13 protein-coding genes are annotated in these 16,825 nt (G+C 62.4%); 6 read left to right on the top strand and 7 right to left on the bottom strand.

Annotation, left to right across the window (positions count from 1 at the left end):
- Positions 1–45: 45 nt before the first annotated feature.
- From XH80_RS31710 to XH80_RS31680, 7 genes are all read right to left on the bottom strand, one after another.
- The gene (locus tag XH80_RS31710; RefSeq protein WP_057758609.1) at positions 46–342 is read right to left on the bottom strand and encodes a hypothetical protein; all 297 of its coding nucleotides are present in this window, start codon (positions 340–342) and stop codon (positions 46–48) included.
- A 91-nt stretch (positions 343–433) separates the two neighbouring features.
- Complete coding sequence (locus tag XH80_RS31705; RefSeq protein WP_271601999.1) at positions 434–1,798, bottom strand: FGGY-family carbohydrate kinase; 1,365 nt, start codon at positions 1,796–1,798, stop codon at positions 434–436.
- Positions 1,799–1,875: 77 nt separating this feature from the next.
- Positions 1,876–2,991 (bottom strand): autoinducer 2 ABC transporter substrate-binding protein, encoded by a 1,116-nt coding sequence (locus XH80_RS31700; RefSeq protein WP_271601998.1) that lies wholly within the window; start codon positions 2,989–2,991, stop codon positions 1,876–1,878.
- 49 nt (positions 2,992–3,040) lie between these two features.
- Positions 3,041–4,033: an ABC transporter permease gene (locus XH80_RS31695; protein WP_271601997.1), complete on the bottom strand. Its 993-nt coding sequence runs from the start codon at positions 4,031–4,033 to the stop codon at positions 3,041–3,043.
- Positions 4,030–5,016, bottom strand: a complete 987-nt coding sequence (locus tag XH80_RS31690) for an ABC transporter permease (protein ID WP_271601996.1) — start codon at positions 5,014–5,016, stop codon at positions 4,030–4,032. Before XH80_RS31690 ends, XH80_RS31695 begins: the two co-directional genes overlap by 4 nt.
- Positions 5,013–6,554, bottom strand: coding sequence for a sugar ABC transporter ATP-binding protein (locus tag XH80_RS31685; RefSeq protein WP_271601995.1), 1,542 nt, complete (start codon positions 6,552–6,554; stop codon positions 5,013–5,015). The genes XH80_RS31690 and XH80_RS31685 overlap by 4 nt, the downstream gene beginning before the upstream one ends.
- Positions 6,555–6,556: 2 nt before the next feature.
- Positions 6,557–7,369: a DeoR/GlpR family DNA-binding transcription regulator gene (locus XH80_RS31680; RefSeq protein WP_271601994.1), complete on the bottom strand. Its 813-nt coding sequence runs from the start codon at positions 7,367–7,369 to the stop codon at positions 6,557–6,559.
- Between the two features lie 185 nt (positions 7,370–7,554).
- Between XH80_RS31680 and XH80_RS31675 the strand changes: the two genes are divergently transcribed.
- The 6 genes from XH80_RS31675 to XH80_RS31650 all read left to right on the top strand — a co-directional run bounded on the left by XH80_RS31675 (position 7,555) and on the right by XH80_RS31650 (position 16,788).
- Positions 7,555–9,651 carry a bifunctional rhamnulose-1-phosphate aldolase/short-chain dehydrogenase gene (locus XH80_RS31675; RefSeq protein ID WP_271601993.1) on the top strand — a complete coding sequence of 699 codons (2,097 nt, stop codon included), beginning with the start codon at positions 7,555–7,557 and terminating at the stop codon, positions 9,649–9,651.
- Positions 9,648–10,946 carry an L-rhamnose catabolism isomerase gene (gene rhaI, locus XH80_RS31670; RefSeq protein WP_271601992.1) on the top strand — a complete coding sequence of 433 codons (1,299 nt, stop codon included), beginning with the start codon at positions 9,648–9,650 and terminating at the stop codon, positions 10,944–10,946. Before XH80_RS31675 ends, rhaI begins: the two co-directional genes overlap by 4 nt.
- A 682-nt stretch (positions 10,947–11,628) precedes the next feature.
- A complete protein-coding gene (locus XH80_RS31665; RefSeq protein ID WP_271601991.1) occupies positions 11,629–12,231 on the top strand; it encodes a hypothetical protein in 603 nt (200 codons plus the stop codon).
- A 50-nt stretch (positions 12,232–12,281) separates the two neighbouring features.
- Positions 12,282–14,144 carry a GMC family oxidoreductase gene (locus XH80_RS31660; protein ID WP_271601990.1) on the top strand — a complete coding sequence of 621 codons (1,863 nt, stop codon included), beginning with the start codon at positions 12,282–12,284 and terminating at the stop codon, positions 14,142–14,144.
- 58 nt (positions 14,145–14,202) lie between these two features.
- Positions 14,203–14,883, top strand: a complete 681-nt coding sequence (locus tag XH80_RS31655; RefSeq protein ID WP_271601989.1) for a DUF2278 family protein — start codon at positions 14,203–14,205, stop codon at positions 14,881–14,883.
- Between the two features lie 138 nt (positions 14,884–15,021).
- Positions 15,022–16,788 carry a phospholipase D-like domain-containing protein gene (locus tag XH80_RS31650; RefSeq protein ID WP_271601988.1) on the top strand — a complete coding sequence of 589 codons (1,767 nt, stop codon included), beginning with the start codon at positions 15,022–15,024 and terminating at the stop codon, positions 16,786–16,788.
- The last annotated feature ends 37 nt before the right edge of the window (positions 16,789–16,825 follow it).

The raw sequence follows: 16,825 nt of genomic DNA, 5'->3' as shown, positions 1-16,825 counted from the left end.
TCGAGACGCCAGGCCCGGCCTCGCGAGGGAAGCCGGGCCTGCTCGTCAGCGTCGCCGCTTCGCCGTGCGCGTCTTGGCCGCCCGCCGGTTATAGGGCGAGCGATTGATCGGCTTCAGCGAGATGCCTTCGCGATGCGCCTTGCTGCGGATCGCCGCGACCGGGCGCTGCAGCTTGATGCTCATGACGCCCGTGGGGGTGTTGCCCTTCGCGAGCTGCCGCAACATCCTGACGTCCGCCGTCGACCACGGCTGACGCGAGCGACGCTTGTACGAGGGGTTTGCCTTGCGCGGTCCCTTCTTGCCGATCGGCGAGCCGGGACGTTTCCATGCTGTACGTGCCATGTTTGATCCTCCTTGATCTTCAAGGCACGAATCAGCGTGTTGGTTCCGTTTTCGATATGACGCGCGCGCTGATCACCGGTTCGGCGCTGGCTCACCGAGCGATCAAGTCGACTATTGCCGTCCAGGCCTTACCATAACGATCGAGGCCGGATATCGAAATCGGAGCGACAGGGGCCGGCTCCGCCATCCGGTAAGAAGGGGGCCATTGCGCAAGCATTGCCGCGCCGCGTGCCGTGCCTGAGGCGTCCTCCGCCGCAAAGACACGCTGCGACGGGCGTAGCGCGCCGAGCGTCTGGCAGAAGAGAAGGTTGCGAACGAAAGTTCCTTCGATGATGAGGTCGCCGATGGCCGCTCCCATGCGTGTCAGCATCAGATCGCTGACAAGCGCGCAATAGAGGGTCGCAAGTGCGGCCCGATCTTGCGCTGCGACTTCACCGCGGACCACGCCCGCGGTCGTCGCATAAGGTCCGCCCTGGCCCGAGAAGCAGGGCAGGGCCATCGCGCCGGAGGCGATGACGCGCTCGATCGCGTCGAGGTCCGCGTTGCCGCCGCTCTCCGCGATGATGGCGTATTCGCGTCCACCCATGAAGCGTCCGCAGGCGATCGGGCGGCCCAGCGCATCGACATTGGCGAGCGTGTCGTCGCGAGGATCGAGCTGATCGAGCGAAAGACCCACGCTCATCAGGATGACCCAGGTTCCGGTCGACAGCACGGTGAACGGCGCCTGGCGCGAGACGAGGTAGGGCAGAAGTGAAGCGTTGGAATCGTGGATACCGCAAAAGACCGGCGTGTCAGACGCGAGCCCGGTTGCGGCCGCGATGGCAGGCTGAATCGGACCAAGCGGCTCGAAGGCGCGGCGCATCGGAGGCAGCAGATGGTCGACGCCAAGAGCTCTGACGAGGCTCGAAACCTGCCCCTCCCGCGGTGCCCAGAGATCCGTATGAGCACCGATGGTGGTGACTTCGGAGACCGCGACGCCGCTCAGGCGCCAAGCCCAATATTGTGGATAGCCGACGAAATGCCTCGCCTTGACGAAGAGGTCCGAACAGCGCCATTTCTGGTAGGCGAGCTGGCGGCCGAGATTGAGGCCGGCCGGCAGCTTCGGCGAAAGAGTCTCCGAAAAGGGCGGGCGCAGGGCGGCATAGTCGACCTCGATCGCATCCACGTCAGTGAATTCGTAGTCCATGACCGGCGCGGCGAGCTCGCCCTCGCCGATCAAGGCGCCGGCAGCACCATGCGCGGTCGGAACAATCGCATTGATCTGATGTGTGCCTGCGGCTTCACGAAGCGCATCGAGGAAGAAGCTCCATGCGCTCTCGACGTCTTCGTGCGGATATGGAGGCCCCGACCGAATGCGATTGGGCGCCGACTTTTCCCAGAGCAGCCGGCCGCGGTCGAACAAGGCAAGCTTGACGTTGGTCTTGCCGATGTCGAGGACTGCGACCGTCTGGCTCATCGTCAACTCAAGGCGAGTGGAGCATCTCGGCAACCAACCTCGCCCGACCGCGCTCGGCGCCGGACGAGGCGTTCAGATCAGAAATCGAAGTCCTTGATGTTCTGCTTGGTGAAAATGAAGGGCGAACCAAGCAGGATCTCGCTGCCATTGACCACGTTCAGCTTGCCGAGCTTGCCCGCGTCGACGGAGGTCGCGCCCGGCTTCAGGCTGCCGTCGACCACGGCGCGCACCACATAGGTCGCGGCATAGCCGAGATCGACCGGATTCCACAGCACGACCGACTTGACGCAGTCCGCATTGACATACGGCTTCATCGCGTTGGGCGTGGCGAGACCGACCACCGCGACCTTGCCGCAGAGCTTGGCCTTGGTGACGGCTTCCGCGGAGGCGGGCGTTGCGACCGAAGTCATGCCGAACAGGCCGGCCAGCTTGTCGCCATGCTTGTTGATCAGCGTCGTCGCCTGGTTGAAGGACAGGTTGTTGTCCTCCTGCGCCTCGACCGTTTCCAGCCATGTCAGCTTGGGATGGCACTTTTGCGCATAGGCCCACATTTCGGCGATCCAGCGTGCCTGGTTCGGCGTTGTGAAGGTCGAGGTGACGATCGCAAAGCTCTTGTCCTCGCCGGCCTCCTTGGCCATCGAATCGATCATCGCCTTGGCGATGCCGTTGAATTCGGCCTGATTGACGAACCATTCGCGTGCATCGGGCGTCGAATTGGCGTCATAGCCGACGACGTGGATGCCCTTCGACAGCGCCTTCTTCAGCACCGGCGCAATCGCCACCGGATCGTTGGCAGCGAAGAGAATGCCGTCGACGCCGCTGGTGATGTAATTGTCGATGAACTTGATCTGCTCGTCGATCTTGGCCTCGGTCGGGCCGTCGGTCTTCACCGTGACATTGCCGAGCGCCTTGGCGGCATCCTGCATGCCTTTCGATGTCGCATTGAAATAGCCGATGCCGATCAGCTTCGGCACGTCGACCAGTGTGATCGGTTTGCCGGCCTTGTCAGCCGCATTTGTCGGCTTGCCACCATCATAAGGCTTGGCCGCGGGCGCGGCATTGGCTTCGCCAGCCGAACAGGCGAGCGGATTGACCGGCAGGTCGTCCGCGCCGTCCCATCTCTTGTCCGCGGCCGAGGCCGTTCCGGCCAGCAGCGTCGCGCCGAGGAATGCAGCAGCTAATCCGAGCTTCATCTTGTTTTCCTCCCATTTTGATGCCGCTTTTTTGCGGCTAGACACGCCGTCAAACGCCCTCGCGTCTCCGCTGGAGCGAACTCGCCACAAGAGTTGAAAGGATGAGGACCGTGCCGATGACGACGATCGTCGCGTCGCCCTTGACGCCGGTCAGGGCCAGCCCGTTTTTCAACAGCTGGATCATCGCGAGGCCCACTACGGTACCCCAGATGGTGCCAACGCCGCCGAATATGCTGGTGCCGCCGAGCACGACCGCCGCGATCACGTCCAGCTCATAGCCGATCCCCATGTCCGAGCGGGTCGTGGTGACGCGGGAGACGAGAACGCACGCGGAAAGGCCGGCCATCAAACCCGATAGAGTGTAGATGATCAGCTTGACGCGATCGACCGGCAACCCGGAAAAGCGCGCCGCAGTCTCATTGTTGCCGATCGCATAGAGCGTCCGGCCGAACGTTGTGCGGTCGAGAACGATTGCCGTCACCACGATTGCAATCAGCAAGAGCCAGAGCTGCGCCGGCACGCCGAAGAGATTGTCCTGTCCGATGAAGTAGAACCATTCCGGGTAGCCGCGCACCGAACGCGCCTGGCTGATCCCCTCGGCGAGGCCGCGGTAGAGGGCGAGGGTCGCAATGGTCATGATCAGCGGCGGCACTTTCACCCTGGTGATGACGATTCCGTTGAGGAACCCCGCCACGCCGCCGATGAACAGCGAGAAGACAATCGCCAGCGGCAGGGGAAAGCCGAAAACCTTCCAGGAGTAGCCGAGCAGGATCGCGCAGAGCCCGACGATCGAGCCTACCGAGAGATCGATGCCGCCGGTGATGATGATGAAGGTCATCGGCAGCGCGATGAGCCCGACCTCGGTCGTCAGCCTGCCCTGGTTGAGCAGATTGTCGAGCGTGAGGAAGCGGCTGTTCATGCTCCCCAGCCCGATCAGCGCGATGAGCAGGATCACCGCGAGCATGGTCTCGTGGCGCAGCAGCCACCAGGGCATGACGCGCTTGGCGGCTTGGGGGAGGGGGATCTCGCTCATGGCGCTCATGCTCCGGCCATGCGCCGGCGCCGCAGAATGTCGGCGATCACGGTCACGAGGATGAGAACGCCCTGCACTGCGCGAATCCAGTAGGGCGAGACGTCGATGAAGACCAGTGCGCTGGCAATCTCGGCGATCAGGACGGCCGCAAGGGTCGAACCGACGACCGTGCCGACGCCGCCAAGAATGCTGACGCCTCCGACGACGGATGCAGTGATGATCGTTAGCTCGAGATTGGGCGGCACGGTCGACTGGATGACGCGCAGTTGCGTCGCGTAGAGCAGGGCGGCAGCTCCTGCGAACAAGCCATGCAGCGCGAAGACCATCACGATCGTCCGCGGCTGCGAAATGCCGCACAGCCGCGCTGCTTCGGCGTTGCCGCCAACCGCGTAGATCGCGCGGCCCGAGGCCGAATAGCGCATCCACAACGCGGCCAGGATCGTCACCGCGATCATGAGAAAGACCGGAAACGGCAGCATGCCGAAGAGCTCGATATCGGCGAGATGGAAGCTATCGGGCAGGTCGGTGATCCATTTGCCCCCGGTGAGGCTGATCAGGCCGCCCTTGAGGATCGACAGCATGCCGAGCGTCACCACGATCGCGGGAATGCGCAGATAGGCGATGATGACACCCTGCAAGGCCATTACCACGACGCCGGCAACGAGTGCTGCCAGCCAGGCGACCACGATCGGCGCGCCATTCACGGCCAGAGTTCCGCTGATCGTCGCGAGGACGCCGATCAGCGCGCCGACGGAAATATCGATGTTGCCTGATACGATCACCATCGACATGCCGACTGCGGCGACAGCGATATAGGCGTTCCCTAGCAGTACGTCGGAAAGGTTGCGTGCCGCCAGAAAGCGCGGATTGTAAAGGCCGACCGCGATGGCAAGGCCGATGACCGCGATCGCGAGCAAGGCCTCCTGCGAGGCGAGCACCTTCAGCCGCCGCCGCGGACTAACCTCGGCGCTGACCAAGGTGACCGCCGTCATGCGGCTTTCTCCGCGTTTTCATGACTCCCCATCATCGCTGCGCCGACCGACTCCTGCGTCGCTTGTTCGCGCGGGAATTCGGCAACGACACGGCCTTCGCGCATCACGAGCACGCGGTCGCTCATGCCGAGCACCTCCGGCAGCTCGCTCGAAATCATCAGGATGGCGAGGCCCTGGGCCGCGAGCTCGCCCATCAACCGATGGATCTCCGCCTTGGCGCCGACGTCGATGCCGCGCGTGGGCTCGTCGAGGATCAACAGCTTCGGCCCATTGGCGAGCCATTTGCCGAGCACGATCTTCTGTTGGTTGCCGCCGGAGAGCTTGCCCGCGACCTGCTCGAGCGAGCTCGTCTTGACGGCAAAGCGCTTGACGCCATCGCCGGCGAGCCTGCGCTCGGCGCCGCGATCGATGAAGCCGCCGAACGCGACCTTGCCCAGCGCGGCGAGGCTGAAGTTCTCGCGCACCGTCATCGGCCGCACCAGGCCTTGCGTGCCGCGATCCTCGGGAACGTAGGCGATACCCAGGGAGCGCGCCTGGGCCGGTGAGCGAATATCGGCTTGCTGCCCGTCGATCCGGATCTCGCCGCCATCGGCCGGCGTGACGCCGAAAATGGTTTGCGCGAGCTCGCTGCGACCCGAGCCGACGAGGCCGGCAAGGCCGACGATCTCGCCGGCCCGCACCGTGAGCGAGACGCTCCTCGTCAGCGGCCGTCGCTCGAGACCCATCACCTCAAGCACCGGTTTGCCGATCGGAACCGTGACCTTCGGGAACAGGCTTTCGATCCTGCGGCCGACCATCAATTGCACGAGCTCGGCTGCGTCCGTGTCCGCGACGCGCCTGGTTGCGACATGTGCGCCATCGCGCAGCACGGTGACCCGATCGGCGATGGCGAAAATCTCGTCGAGCCGGTGGCTAATATAGATCACAGCGACACCGCGGCCTTTGAGCTTGCGCACGATGTCGAACAGGCGCGTCACGTCGTACTCGGTCAGAGCCGCTGTCGGCTCGTCCATGATCAGGATGCGCGCATCCTGCGACAGGGCGCGCAGAATCTCGACGCGCTGGCGATTGCCGACGCTGAGGGAGCCGACGACACGGTCGGCTTGCAGATCATGAATCTCGAGTGAGGCGAGCAGGGCATTGGTCTTCTCGTGCATCGCCCGCCAGTCGATCCGGCCAAGGCCCGCGCGCGGCGCGTGACCCATGAAGATATTCTCGGCGACCGTAAGCTCCGGGAACAGCAACAGCTCCTGATAGATCGTGGCAATGCCGGCGCGCCTGGCATCGTCCGGCCGCGCAAGGTCGACCGGCCTGCCATCCACGAGCACCTCGCCGCGGTCGGGCGGGAATACGCCGGAGATGATCTTGATCAGCGTCGACTTGCCAGCGCCGTTCTCGCCGAGCAAGGCGTGGACCTCGCCCCTGGCGGCCTCGAACGAGACGCCGGACAGGGCCCGCACGCCTGGAAAAGACTTTTCGATCGTACGCACCGACAGGAGCGGTGCGGTTGGAGCTTCACGATGCGGGTCCGTTGTCATGGTCACGCCGCCGCAGTGGTTTGAGCGCTCGCATCGACAATTACGACGCGGACACCATGTCCGCGCAGCATGTCGAGTGCGTCGTTTGGCGCGTCGCAATCGGTGATCAGCGTGTCGATGCGCGAGAGCGGGCAGACGACAAGGCTGCCGCGCGAGACGAATTTCGAGCAATCTGCGAGCACGATCAGCTTGTCGGCACGTTTCAACAATTTCGATTCGGCGCGGGCGAGCAGGGGATCGCCCTCGATCACGCCGAGCGGTCCGATCGAGATCGCACTCATGAACATTCGTGTCGCCGAATAATGCTGGATCGCGTCCTCGTCGAAGGGCGAGACGATCATGCCCTGCTCACGATAGACCTCGCCGCCCGGCAACGCGACGCGGCATTTCGATGTGTGGATCAGCGCGTCGGCGAGCAGATAGGAATTAGTCAAGACCTTCAGGCGGCGCTCGCGCAGATACTCGCCCATCTGATAAGTGGTCGTGCCGCCATTGATGATGATCGTGTCTCCATCGGCGCAGAGGGCGACGGCCGCTTTCGCGATGGCGCGCTTGGCATCGATGTTGAGCGTCTGGCTGACGTCGAAGGAGCGGGTGGCAAGAGAGAGGACGTCGCTTGGTGCGCTGGCGGTGTCCGGCAGCGCTTCTAACCCGCCGTGCACCCTGATCGCGACGCCTTGCTCGGCGAGCCTGGCGAAATCGCGCCGTATTGAGGCCTCGGAGACGCCGGTCGCGTGACAAGCGTCGGCAATGCGCACGAGTGACCGCTCGCGCAACAATGCCTTGATGACCTGCCAGCGTTCCCGCTCGTGCACGTCGCCCTCCCTTTTACTCGTAAATAGGTCATGCTCCCGCCCGGTGGTCAACTGCAAACCGTCATATTCGCTCAATATCGCGCTGCATCAATCATATTGCGTCGCGGTCCTGAGTGCCGGTGATTGACCTTGATTGAATCCCTGGCCTAAGCTGACCGAAAGATCGAGCACAGGGAGGATGCGTCATGAGCGAGGTTGCGGCCACGCCCCTGCCAAATCTTTGGGACGACGCGTTCGCTGCCGGGCTCGATGAAGCCGGTCAATTGCTGTACCGCTCGAACCTGCTCGGGGCCGATCTACGCATCACCAATTTCGGCGGCGGCAACACCTCGGCCAAGATCGAGATGAAGGATCCGCTGACGCGCGAGAGCGTGCGCGTGCTCTGGGTCAAAGGCTCCGGCGGCGACATCGGCTCGATGAAGCGCGACGGCTTTTCGACGCTGTATCTCGACAAGCTGGAAGGTCTGAAAGGCCTCTATCGCGGCCTCGCCCATGAGGACGAGATGGTCGCCATGTTCAATCACTGCACCTTCGATCTCAATCCGCGCGCGACGTCGATCGATACGCCCTTGCACGCCTTTGTGCCGCACCGGCACGTCGATCATGTCCATGCCGATGCGGTCATCGCCATTGCCGCCTCGGAAGACGCCGAGCGTCTCACCCGCGAGGTGTTCGGCGGCAAGCTCGGCTTCCTCCCGTGGCAGCGGCCCGGCTTCGATCTCGGCCTGAAGCTCGGCGAGATGGCTAAGTGCCATCCCGACTACGTCGGCGTGGTTCTCGGCGGGCACGGGCTCTTTACCTGGGCCGAGACGTCGAAGGCCTGTTACGAGATGACCTTGCGCGTGATTCAGCAGGCCGCCGATTGGCTCGCCGCACACGAGCAGAAGCCGGCCTTCGGCGGCGCCATGGTCCAGACGGCCGCACCGGACAGGCGCCGCGCGATCGCGGCGAGGCTGATGCCGCTGATCCGTGGCAAGATCTCCGCGGATGAGCGCAAGATCGGCCATTTCACCGATGCGCCGGAGGTGCTGGAATTCGTCAACTCCAGCGCGCTGACGAAGCTGGCGCCGCTCGGCACCTCCTGTCCGGATCATTTTCTTCGCACCAAGATCCGCCCCTTGCTGCTGCCCTATGATCCCGTCCGCGACAATCTCGGCGAGGTGATCGCCGGCCTCGACGAGGTCCTTGCAGCTTACAGGCGCGACTACACCGCCTATTACGAGCGCTGCAAACGTCCTGACTCGCCGGCCATGCGCGATCCCAACGCGGTGGTGTATCTCGTGCCGGGGGTAGGCATGTTCACGTTTGCCAAGGACAAGGCGACGGCGCGCGTTGCGGCCGAGTTTTACGTCAACGCGATCAACGTCATGCGCGGCGCCTCGGGCGTCAGCGCCTATGTCGGCCTTGCCGAACAGGAAGCCTTCAACATCGAATACTGGCTGCTGGAAGAGGCCAAGCTCCAGCGCATGCCCAAGCCGAAATCGCTTGCCGGGCGGATCGCCTATGTGACCGGCGGTGCCGGCGGCATTGGCGGGGCAACCGCGGAGCGGCTGCTCGGCGAAGGCGCTTGCCTCATCATTGCGGATATCGACGAGAGCGCGCTGAACGAACGTGTTACGGCGATCACGAAGCGCCATGGCCGCGATGCGGCGATCGGCGTGAAGCTCGATGTGACCGACGAGGCGGCGGTGGTCGCCTCGTTCGAGGAGGCCGCGCGCGCCTTTGGCGGCGTCGATATCGTCGTCTCGAATGCGGGAATTGCCTCGGCCTCACCTGTCGAGGATACGAGTCTTGGGCTGTGGCAGAAGAACATGGACATTCTCGCCACAGGTTATTTCCTGGTTTCGCGCGAGGCCTTCCGGCTGATGCAGCGCCAGAACATCGGCGGCGCCATCATCTTCGTGGCCTCGAAGAACGGCCTTGCCGCATCGGCCGGCGCCTCGGCCTATTGCGCCGCCAAGGCGTCGGAGATCCATCTCGCCCGCTGCCTGGCGCTGGAAGGCGCCGCGCATGGCATCCGCGTCAACACGGTCAACCCCGACGCGGTGCTGCGCGGCTCGAAGATTTGGGAGGGCGAATGGCGCCAGCAACGCGCGGCGTCCAACAAGGTTGCGGAGGACCAACTTGAGGAAGTCTACCGCCAACGCTCGATGCTCAAACTGTCGGTCTTCCCCGAGGACGTCGCCGAGGGCGTCTACTTCTTCGCGTCCGACCTTTCGGCCAAGTCGACCGGCAACATTCTCAATGTCGATGCCGGCAACGCCCAGGCCTTCACGCGATGAGCGCCCCGTTCTCGATCAGCGCGGATTTCATCGCCGAACACAATGCGCGGCTCGAAGGCGCGATCAGCGAAGACTATGACGCCCTGAAGCGCGCGCTGGCGCGGCACCGGATCGATGCGGACGTTCTGGTGCAGAAGGTCATGGCCTTCGGCGTCGCTATTCCGACTTGGGGCGTCGGCACTGGGGGGACGCGATTTGCCCGCTTTCCGGGGCCGGGTGAGCCGCGCAATGTCGTCGAGAAAATCGATGATTGCGCGGTGATCCAGCAATTGACGCGGGCAACTCCGACGATCTCGCCGCACTTTCCGTGGGACAAGGTTGACGACTATGTCGCCTTGCACGAACAGGCCGCGGGTCAGGGCCTGGCCTTCGACGCAGTCAACTCGAACACCTTCCAGGATCAGCCGGGCCAGGAGCTTTCGTATAAATTCGGCTCGCTCTCGCATACCGATGCGCGGGTGCGCGCGCAGGCCGTCGCCCACAACGTCGAATGTATCGAGATCGGCCGTAAGCTCGGCTCGAAAGCGCTGACCGTCTGGATCGCCGACGGCTCGAACTTTGCCGGCCAGTCGAATCTGACCAAGGCGCTCGACCGCTACATCGACGCGATGCGTGAGATCGTCGCGGCACTGCCCGCCGACTGGCGGGTGTTCCTCGAGCACAAGCTTTACGAGCCGGCGTTCTATTCGACCGTAATCTCGGACTGGGGCACGAGTTTTGCGGTCGCGCAGGAACTCGGGCCCAAGGCGCATTGCCTTGTCGATCTTGGCCATCATGCGCCGAACGTGAATATCGAGCAGGTCGTGGCTCGGCTCGTTCGCTTCGGGAAGCTCGCCGGCTTTCACTTCAATGATTCAAAATATGGCGATGACGATCTCGACAGCGGCTCGGTCGAGCCGTTCCGGCTGTTTCTTGTTTTCAACGAGCTGATCGACGCCGAGCGTCGCAAAGCGGAAGGCTTAGCGCCCGCTTATATGATCGATCAGTCGCACAACGTGACCGATCCGATCGAGAGCCTGATGCAATCGGCAATCGAGTTGCAGCGCGCCTATGCACAGGCTCTGATCGTCGATCGCCCCGCCCTTGAAGCGGCGCAGGACGCGAACGATGCGCTCGGCGCGCATCTTGAATTGAAACGTGCCTTCACCACCGATGTCTCGCCGCTCCTTGGTGTCGCGCGCATGCGGGCCGGCGGGGCTATCGCACCAATTGCCGCGTATCGCGCGTCCAGCTACCGGGCGAGGAAGGCGAGCGAACGTCCCAGCGCCGGCGGGACTTCGGCAGGCATCGTCTAGGAAGCTGATCTCTCGATTTCAGGAAGGCCGGAAGCGCGGCTTGGCGGGAGGGATCATCCCAAGCCGGAGTTCGGCAGGGATTCTCCCCCTGCCGCCACATTTCTTGCACTTGGGCGGGAAGATGCGCCGTCCTGGTCTTTTCGAGTGCTTGGCCGGCTGAGATCCTGTGCCGCTACACGCGTCGCATCGGACCTCTGTTTTGGGCGCCTTCATGCGCCGGTCCAATCTGGCTGGGCGGCAGCTCGCAACCCGAATTTCGCTGAGGCGAACACGCGATGAGAACGAGCGTCCAGCCGCCATCCCATCTCTAGGACCGACGCTGCCAATTCAACGAATGGTTGAACTCCCTTGCATTGCATCGGTCATCCTGCCTGTCCTATCAACCAAATCAACTTTGAATCAGATCCGTCCGAGCGTTGAAGTTTGCCTTTTCGAACCGGCGTGCATGCAAGGCAGAACATCAAAAATACACTCCAATCTGTGGCCTGCTTCACTTTCGGAACGACAGGAATGGTGTGTTGTGGTCGACGTTAGCACCTCGGGCTTCACCCGTGTAACGTGTGGGCGATGAAAAAAGCCGAGTGAGCGAACCTCGCTCTTGCGTTGAATACCCTATCAAGAGTAACTTGCGTAAGCGGATTGATTTTCTCATTTTCCAGTCTGTTTTGGCGGAGGCATTGCAATGAGCCGATCTGCTTCAGACGTACCTTCCAGCCATTCTGTCATTGCGATCGATCGAAGACATCTGCTGCAAGGCGTAGCGATCACGGGCCTTGCCGCGGCCGGAAACGCTTTCCTCGCCCCGGCGGTCCAGGCAAACATCTGGGAGGAGGGCGAGGCCCAGTGCCATGTCTCGGCTCCTGAACAGGCCCTGGGCGACGATCTCGACGACCTGCTTGCCGATTTCATGAAGGTCTCGCGAACACTCACGGGCATGCCGCTTGCGTTACTGCACGATATTCGCCTCGGCCGCGAGTATCTCGTGCGATTCGCCAAATTAAACGTCCCGGCGATCGATGTTCGCAAGCTGATTGCGGCGAATGCCGAGACCGCGGACGCCATCATGAACAACAAGGATATTCGGGCCGCTGCGGAGCAGCTGATCTATCTTTGGTATCTGTCCGCATTCTTCCTGAATACGACCGTCGGTCCCGCGTGGGTCTACGGCACGACTGATCAATACGAGCAAGGAATAATTTGGAAGGTCATTGGTGCGCATGCACCGATGATGCCGATGAAGCCCTTCCAGCCAAATTACTGGGCCAAGGCCCCTCGTCTGGCCTAGGTCACGATTGCATTAACGGCCTGCAGATTTTCCGAGCGAAGGGGGAGTGCATGGCGACCAGGATTTCTCAACCCGAATACGACGTCATTATCGTTGGCTCAGGAGTGAGCGGCGCGCTCATCGCGAATCAGCTTGCGCGAAAGCAACTTCGCGTCCTGATCCTGGAAGCCGGCGGCGTCGCACGCGAATCGATCGGCCGTTATGAGCTGTTGTCCGCCTACGCGGCTTCGACGTCCAAGGCGACGGACAGTCCGTATTGCGGCGACAACATCCTTGCCACGCAGCCGGATCCTCGCAATACGAATGCTCCGGATACGTCGAACTACCTCTATTATCCGCCGCAGTATTCCGGCGACATGTTCAAGAGCTTCTACGAGCGGATCGTCGGAGGAACGACCTGGCATTGGCAGGCGATCTATGTCCGCATGCTGCCGACTGATTTCAAGCTCAACAGCACCTATCACGTGAAGCAAGCCGTGGATTGGCCCATCGGCTATTCAGACATCGAGCCTTACTACGTTCGGGCCGAGGAGGAGATGGGCGTATCGGGAAGCCTGGACGACTTCAGGAGGCCTCGCTTCCACAACCCGATGAGCAAGCCTTACCCGATGCCCCCGCTGGCGCAGAGCTACGTCGATCAGCAGTTCAAGGAAGTTATCGACGACGAGTACATGGATGCGCGGCTCGAGGGGGCCCCCACGCCGATGAAGCGGGAAATGATCTCGCTGCGGCCGACACCCGTTCCGCATGCGATCAACTCGCAACCGTATGACGGCCGCCCGGTTTGCGACGGCCGCACGTCTTGCGTGCCGCTGTGCCCCATCAAGGCTCGATACGAAGCGGTGTTTCATGTCGAGAAAGCCCTTCGTGCCGGAGCAACGCTGCGAAAGCAGGCTGTCGTTCGCAATCTCGATTTCGACAGCGAGGGAAAGCGGGTGGTCGGCGTCCACTATTTGAACTGGGTCTGGCAGGAGGATTCCACCAAGCCGGAGGAGAACGGCAGGAGGGCCGTCGTCTCGGAAGGTTACGCGACAGGTCGCATCGTTGTGCTGGCGGCTCACGGCATTGAAAATCCGATGATCCTGTTGCGCTCGAATGCGGCGCGCTCCTGCGGTCCGGTCCTGGGCGGCTATCTCATGGATCATCCCATGAAGCAGTCGTTTGCGCTGGCGAAAGCGCCGGTCTTTCCATACAGGGGACCGCAGACCACCTCGCACATCGAGGGTTTCCGCGACGGTGCATTCCGTGAGGTCTACGCGTCCTTCAAATGCTCGATCAAGAACGATGGCTGGGCCTCCACCATCGCGAGCTGGCCGCGCGGGAGCGGTCGGTTTCCTTCGACGGCGCAGGGCGATTGGCTGCCGGGAAGTATCGTCAACCTCGTGAGGGATTTCGGCTATGCGGGAACAAAGCTGAAGGAGACGCTGGCAAAGCATGCGACCCACCAGATCACGCTGAATAGCGCATGCGAGCAGCTACCCATTCTCGAAAACAGGGTCAGCCTTGCGCCCGCTGACAAGAAAGACGACCTCGGTCTTCAGCGACCGCAGATCGCCTACAAGGTCTTCGACAATGACGGCGGCTATGTCGAGCGCTGCTTCCACAAGATCATCCAGTTCCACAACAAGATCTTCGATCATATTGACGTCACGCATCGCTTCATGATGGACGACCAGCCGACCTTCAAGCTGTTCCTTGGCTCTGGTCACATCATGGGGACGACCCGGATGGGAACGGATCGAACGAAAGCTGTCGTGGATCCTGAATGCAGGGCATTTGACCACCCCAACCTGTTCGTCGTCGGCAGCAGCGTCTTTCCGACCGGGGCGAATGCCAATCCGACGTCGACTGTCGCAGCTCTGGCGCTTCGAGCGGCCGATTCGATCGAGAGGCAGCTGAGATCGGGCAGTTGAGGCCCTGGACGTCTGCGATTTGGTTCGTTGACTGCATCATTTGAAGCGGAGAGCTGCAATGCCTCATAAGCGCAGGAAGCCGCCAGGCGCGGTTCGTCACTATGGTGTCCTGGTCGGCTCAGTCGTGGACGGCTTTGAGAGCCCGGATGGAGCTTCCCCCCACTACGAGATCAGGGTGGATGGCGGGGGGGACTATCGGATCGCCGTCAATGTCAGGTCGGTCGATCAGAGCGAGGTGCTGGCTTATTTTGACGACCAATTCCAGCAAGCCGGTACGTTGGACCTCGCGCCCTATCTCAACGGCGATCCCGGCTTTCAGGCGCTGCAGACCGGCCCGTCTGGCTCCGGGGGCCTCGACTATCTACGCGGCGATCTCTTCCCGGTCGATGCGATGCAGCCGATTCCTCCGGCGGGCAGCGGCGTTTCGCTCAAAAACCTGCTCGATGCCAATATTGAACGGGCGAAAGCGGACCCAAGCGCCATGGTGGTGGCCTTTGGCGAATTTTTCGAGGACGCGGGGCAGGTCGATAAGTATTTTGGCTTTCAACCCGAGAGGGGGATTCATGACATTCACATGATGCAGGGTAATCGCGGGCAATTCGCGAGCGACAACCGGGTTCACGGCGACGGAGCGCTGTTCTTGTCTTTCAACAGCGGCCAGGAAATTGTTGCCCTCTTTGTGCGCTTCCAGACTCAATCTCTTCAGACGGACGATCGCACCGGCGACCCAATCGGTTAGGCGTGCGGCTCGGGCACAGGCGGTCTTTTCGGCATCATCAATTTGCTGTGCTCTCGGGTATCCCCGAGAGCATCAAACCTCTGGCGCTCAAGGAAGTTGGTCAACGCCGCAGCTCAGTCATTCGCGAGGACGTGCACTATGAAGACGGCCGGTAGATTTGCGGCGCAGGAGATCGACCAAACCATTCGGAAGAACCTGGCAAAGTTGCGCAAGCCGGGTGTGCTGACCGTCCGGCCCGGCTTCGAGATCGCGGGTAATCAGTTGACCGGCAAGCAGGCTATCGTCGTAACCGTGCATACCAAGAAGAGCCCCGCCGATATCGCCCGTGGCGATCTACTGCCGACGAAGCTCGGAAAATTCCCCGTCGACGTGCGCGAGGCCAGCGCGCATCAACGTCTCCGCGTCGTCGACCCTGCGGCGGCGGTCCTGAGCGAGCTCCACGCGCGGCCGGAGGAAAAAGCACCGACCTGGCCGCTGGAGCGCGAAATGCCGAGCGGAAAGCTGCTCGACGATCCCGCCAGCGACACGCAGACGGCATTCGCGCAGTCCAGGACGACGCAACCGACCATCCATGAGGCGATCTCCGCGCACGCGACCAAGCAAGCGCTGCAATATTCACCGCCGGCCGGGGCTCCCGCGCTCGATCGACGCCAGCTCAACACCACGATCACTGTGGCGGTGAGCCCGGATGCAGGCTACGTAACCCTGTCGAAGTTTTTGACCGCGACGCAGCATTCACTAGTGGTGGGGATGTATGACTTCACCTCAGGGTCCCTGCTCGCCGATTTCCTGGCTGACCTCGCGGGTCAAAAGACGTTGCAGATGGTTCTCGATGACCCTGCGCCCAACGAGACGCGCGACCAGCTCGACTCCGTGACCGTGCAGGATCTCAGGGCGGGCCTCGGGGGCCGCGCCAAGATCGCCTGGGCCCTGAACGACAAGGACCCGTTTGTGACCGCGTTCATGTTTCCCTTTGCCTACCATATCAAGGTGATTGTCCAGGACGACCAGCGGTTCTGGCTGTCGAGCGGCAACCTGAACAACAGCAATGAGCCGAATCCCGCTCGGCCGCGGCCGGTGACTGAAGATCGCGACTGGCACGTCATCATCGAGGACAAGGCTCTTGCGCAGCTCTTCGCCTATTACCTGAACTACGATTACGGGCAGGCCATCCTGCATCAAGCCCCGAATGCGGTTGCCGTCGAAACGGCGATCGCTGACGCCCGCGCCAAGAAGGCCGCGCACGCAAATCCGCCGCCCATCACGCCCGCGCAAGCGAAGAAGAAGCCGGTTGCGGCCAAGACCTTCTCCAACAGCGCGCTTGCGATCACGCCGTTGTTGACACCTGACCTGCTGCCCGGTGGTCACCCGCAATATCTCACGAACATCATGAATCTGATCGAGAACGCCAAGACGTCGATCGACATCCAGCTTCAATACATTGAGTCGTCCAAGGGAGACGGAAGCCTGTACGAGCAGCTGCTCCAGGCAATCGCGAACAAGATCGCGGAAGGCAAGAAGGTCAGGCTGATCGAGAGTGCCCGATGGGGGCTGCCATGGGTCGAAAAGATGAAAACGACAGGCGTCGACCTGACGGCGAATATCAGCCTGCAGCCTGACGTGCACAACAAGGGCTTCGTGATCGACTCCCAGATCGCCGTGGTCAGCAGCCAGAACTTTTCGCCGTCCGGCGTCCAGACCAATCGCGACGCCGGCGTCATCCTCGAACATGCGGGCATCGCCAAGTACTTCGAGACCATCTTCCTCTCCGATTGGCAGAAAGCCAAACCGGCCATGGCCGCGTCGGCTGGTGGCGGACGCAAGAAGGGAGCGGGTGCGAAGGGCTCCGGCAAACGAAGCGCGACACGCAAGGCGAATGCCGGGGGGAGACGAACGGCGCATTAGCGGGACGTGGTCAACGCCGCGAGACGCCGATACGACG

It is taken from the genome of Bradyrhizobium sp. CCBAU 45384 (assembly GCF_028128665.1).
Classification (GTDB): domain Bacteria; phylum Pseudomonadota; class Alphaproteobacteria; order Rhizobiales; family Xanthobacteraceae; genus Bradyrhizobium; species Bradyrhizobium manausense.
The sequence above is the reverse complement of the archived record's forward strand: the minus strand, read 5'-3'. Positions and strand labels throughout refer to the sequence as shown.

Coding starts and splice junctions, on each gene's coding strand:
- XH80_RS31705 (WP_271601999.1), bottom strand. CDS start 1,798: ATGAGCCAGACGGTCGCAGTCCTCGACATCGGCAAGACCAACGTCAAG.
- XH80_RS31650 (WP_271601988.1), top strand. CDS start 15,022: ATGAAGACGGCCGGTAGATTTGCGGCGCAGGAGATCGACCAAACCATT.
- rhaI (WP_271601992.1), top strand. CDS start 9,648: ATGAGCGCCCCGTTCTCGATCAGCGCGGATTTCATCGCCGAACACAAT.
- XH80_RS31675 (WP_271601993.1), top strand. CDS start 7,555: ATGAGCGAGGTTGCGGCCACGCCCCTGCCAAATCTTTGGGACGACGCG.
- XH80_RS31660 (WP_271601990.1), top strand. CDS start 12,282: ATGGCGACCAGGATTTCTCAACCCGAATACGACGTCATTATCGTTGGC.
- XH80_RS31685 (WP_271601995.1), bottom strand. CDS start 6,554: ATGACAACGGACCCGCATCGTGAAGCTCCAACCGCACCGCTCCTGTCG.
- XH80_RS31710 (WP_057758609.1), bottom strand. CDS start 342: ATGGCACGTACAGCATGGAAACGTCCCGGCTCGCCGATCGGCAAGAAG.
- XH80_RS31655 (WP_271601989.1), top strand. CDS start 14,203: ATGCCTCATAAGCGCAGGAAGCCGCCAGGCGCGGTTCGTCACTATGGT.
- XH80_RS31665 (WP_271601991.1), top strand. CDS start 11,629: ATGAGCCGATCTGCTTCAGACGTACCTTCCAGCCATTCTGTCATTGCG.
- XH80_RS31690 (WP_271601996.1), bottom strand. CDS start 5,016: ATGACGGCGGTCACCTTGGTCAGCGCCGAGGTTAGTCCGCGGCGGCGG.
- XH80_RS31695 (WP_271601997.1), bottom strand. CDS start 4,033: ATGAGCGCCATGAGCGAGATCCCCCTCCCCCAAGCCGCCAAGCGCGTC.
- XH80_RS31700 (WP_271601998.1), bottom strand. CDS start 2,991: ATGAAGCTCGGATTAGCTGCTGCATTCCTCGGCGCGACGCTGCTGGCC.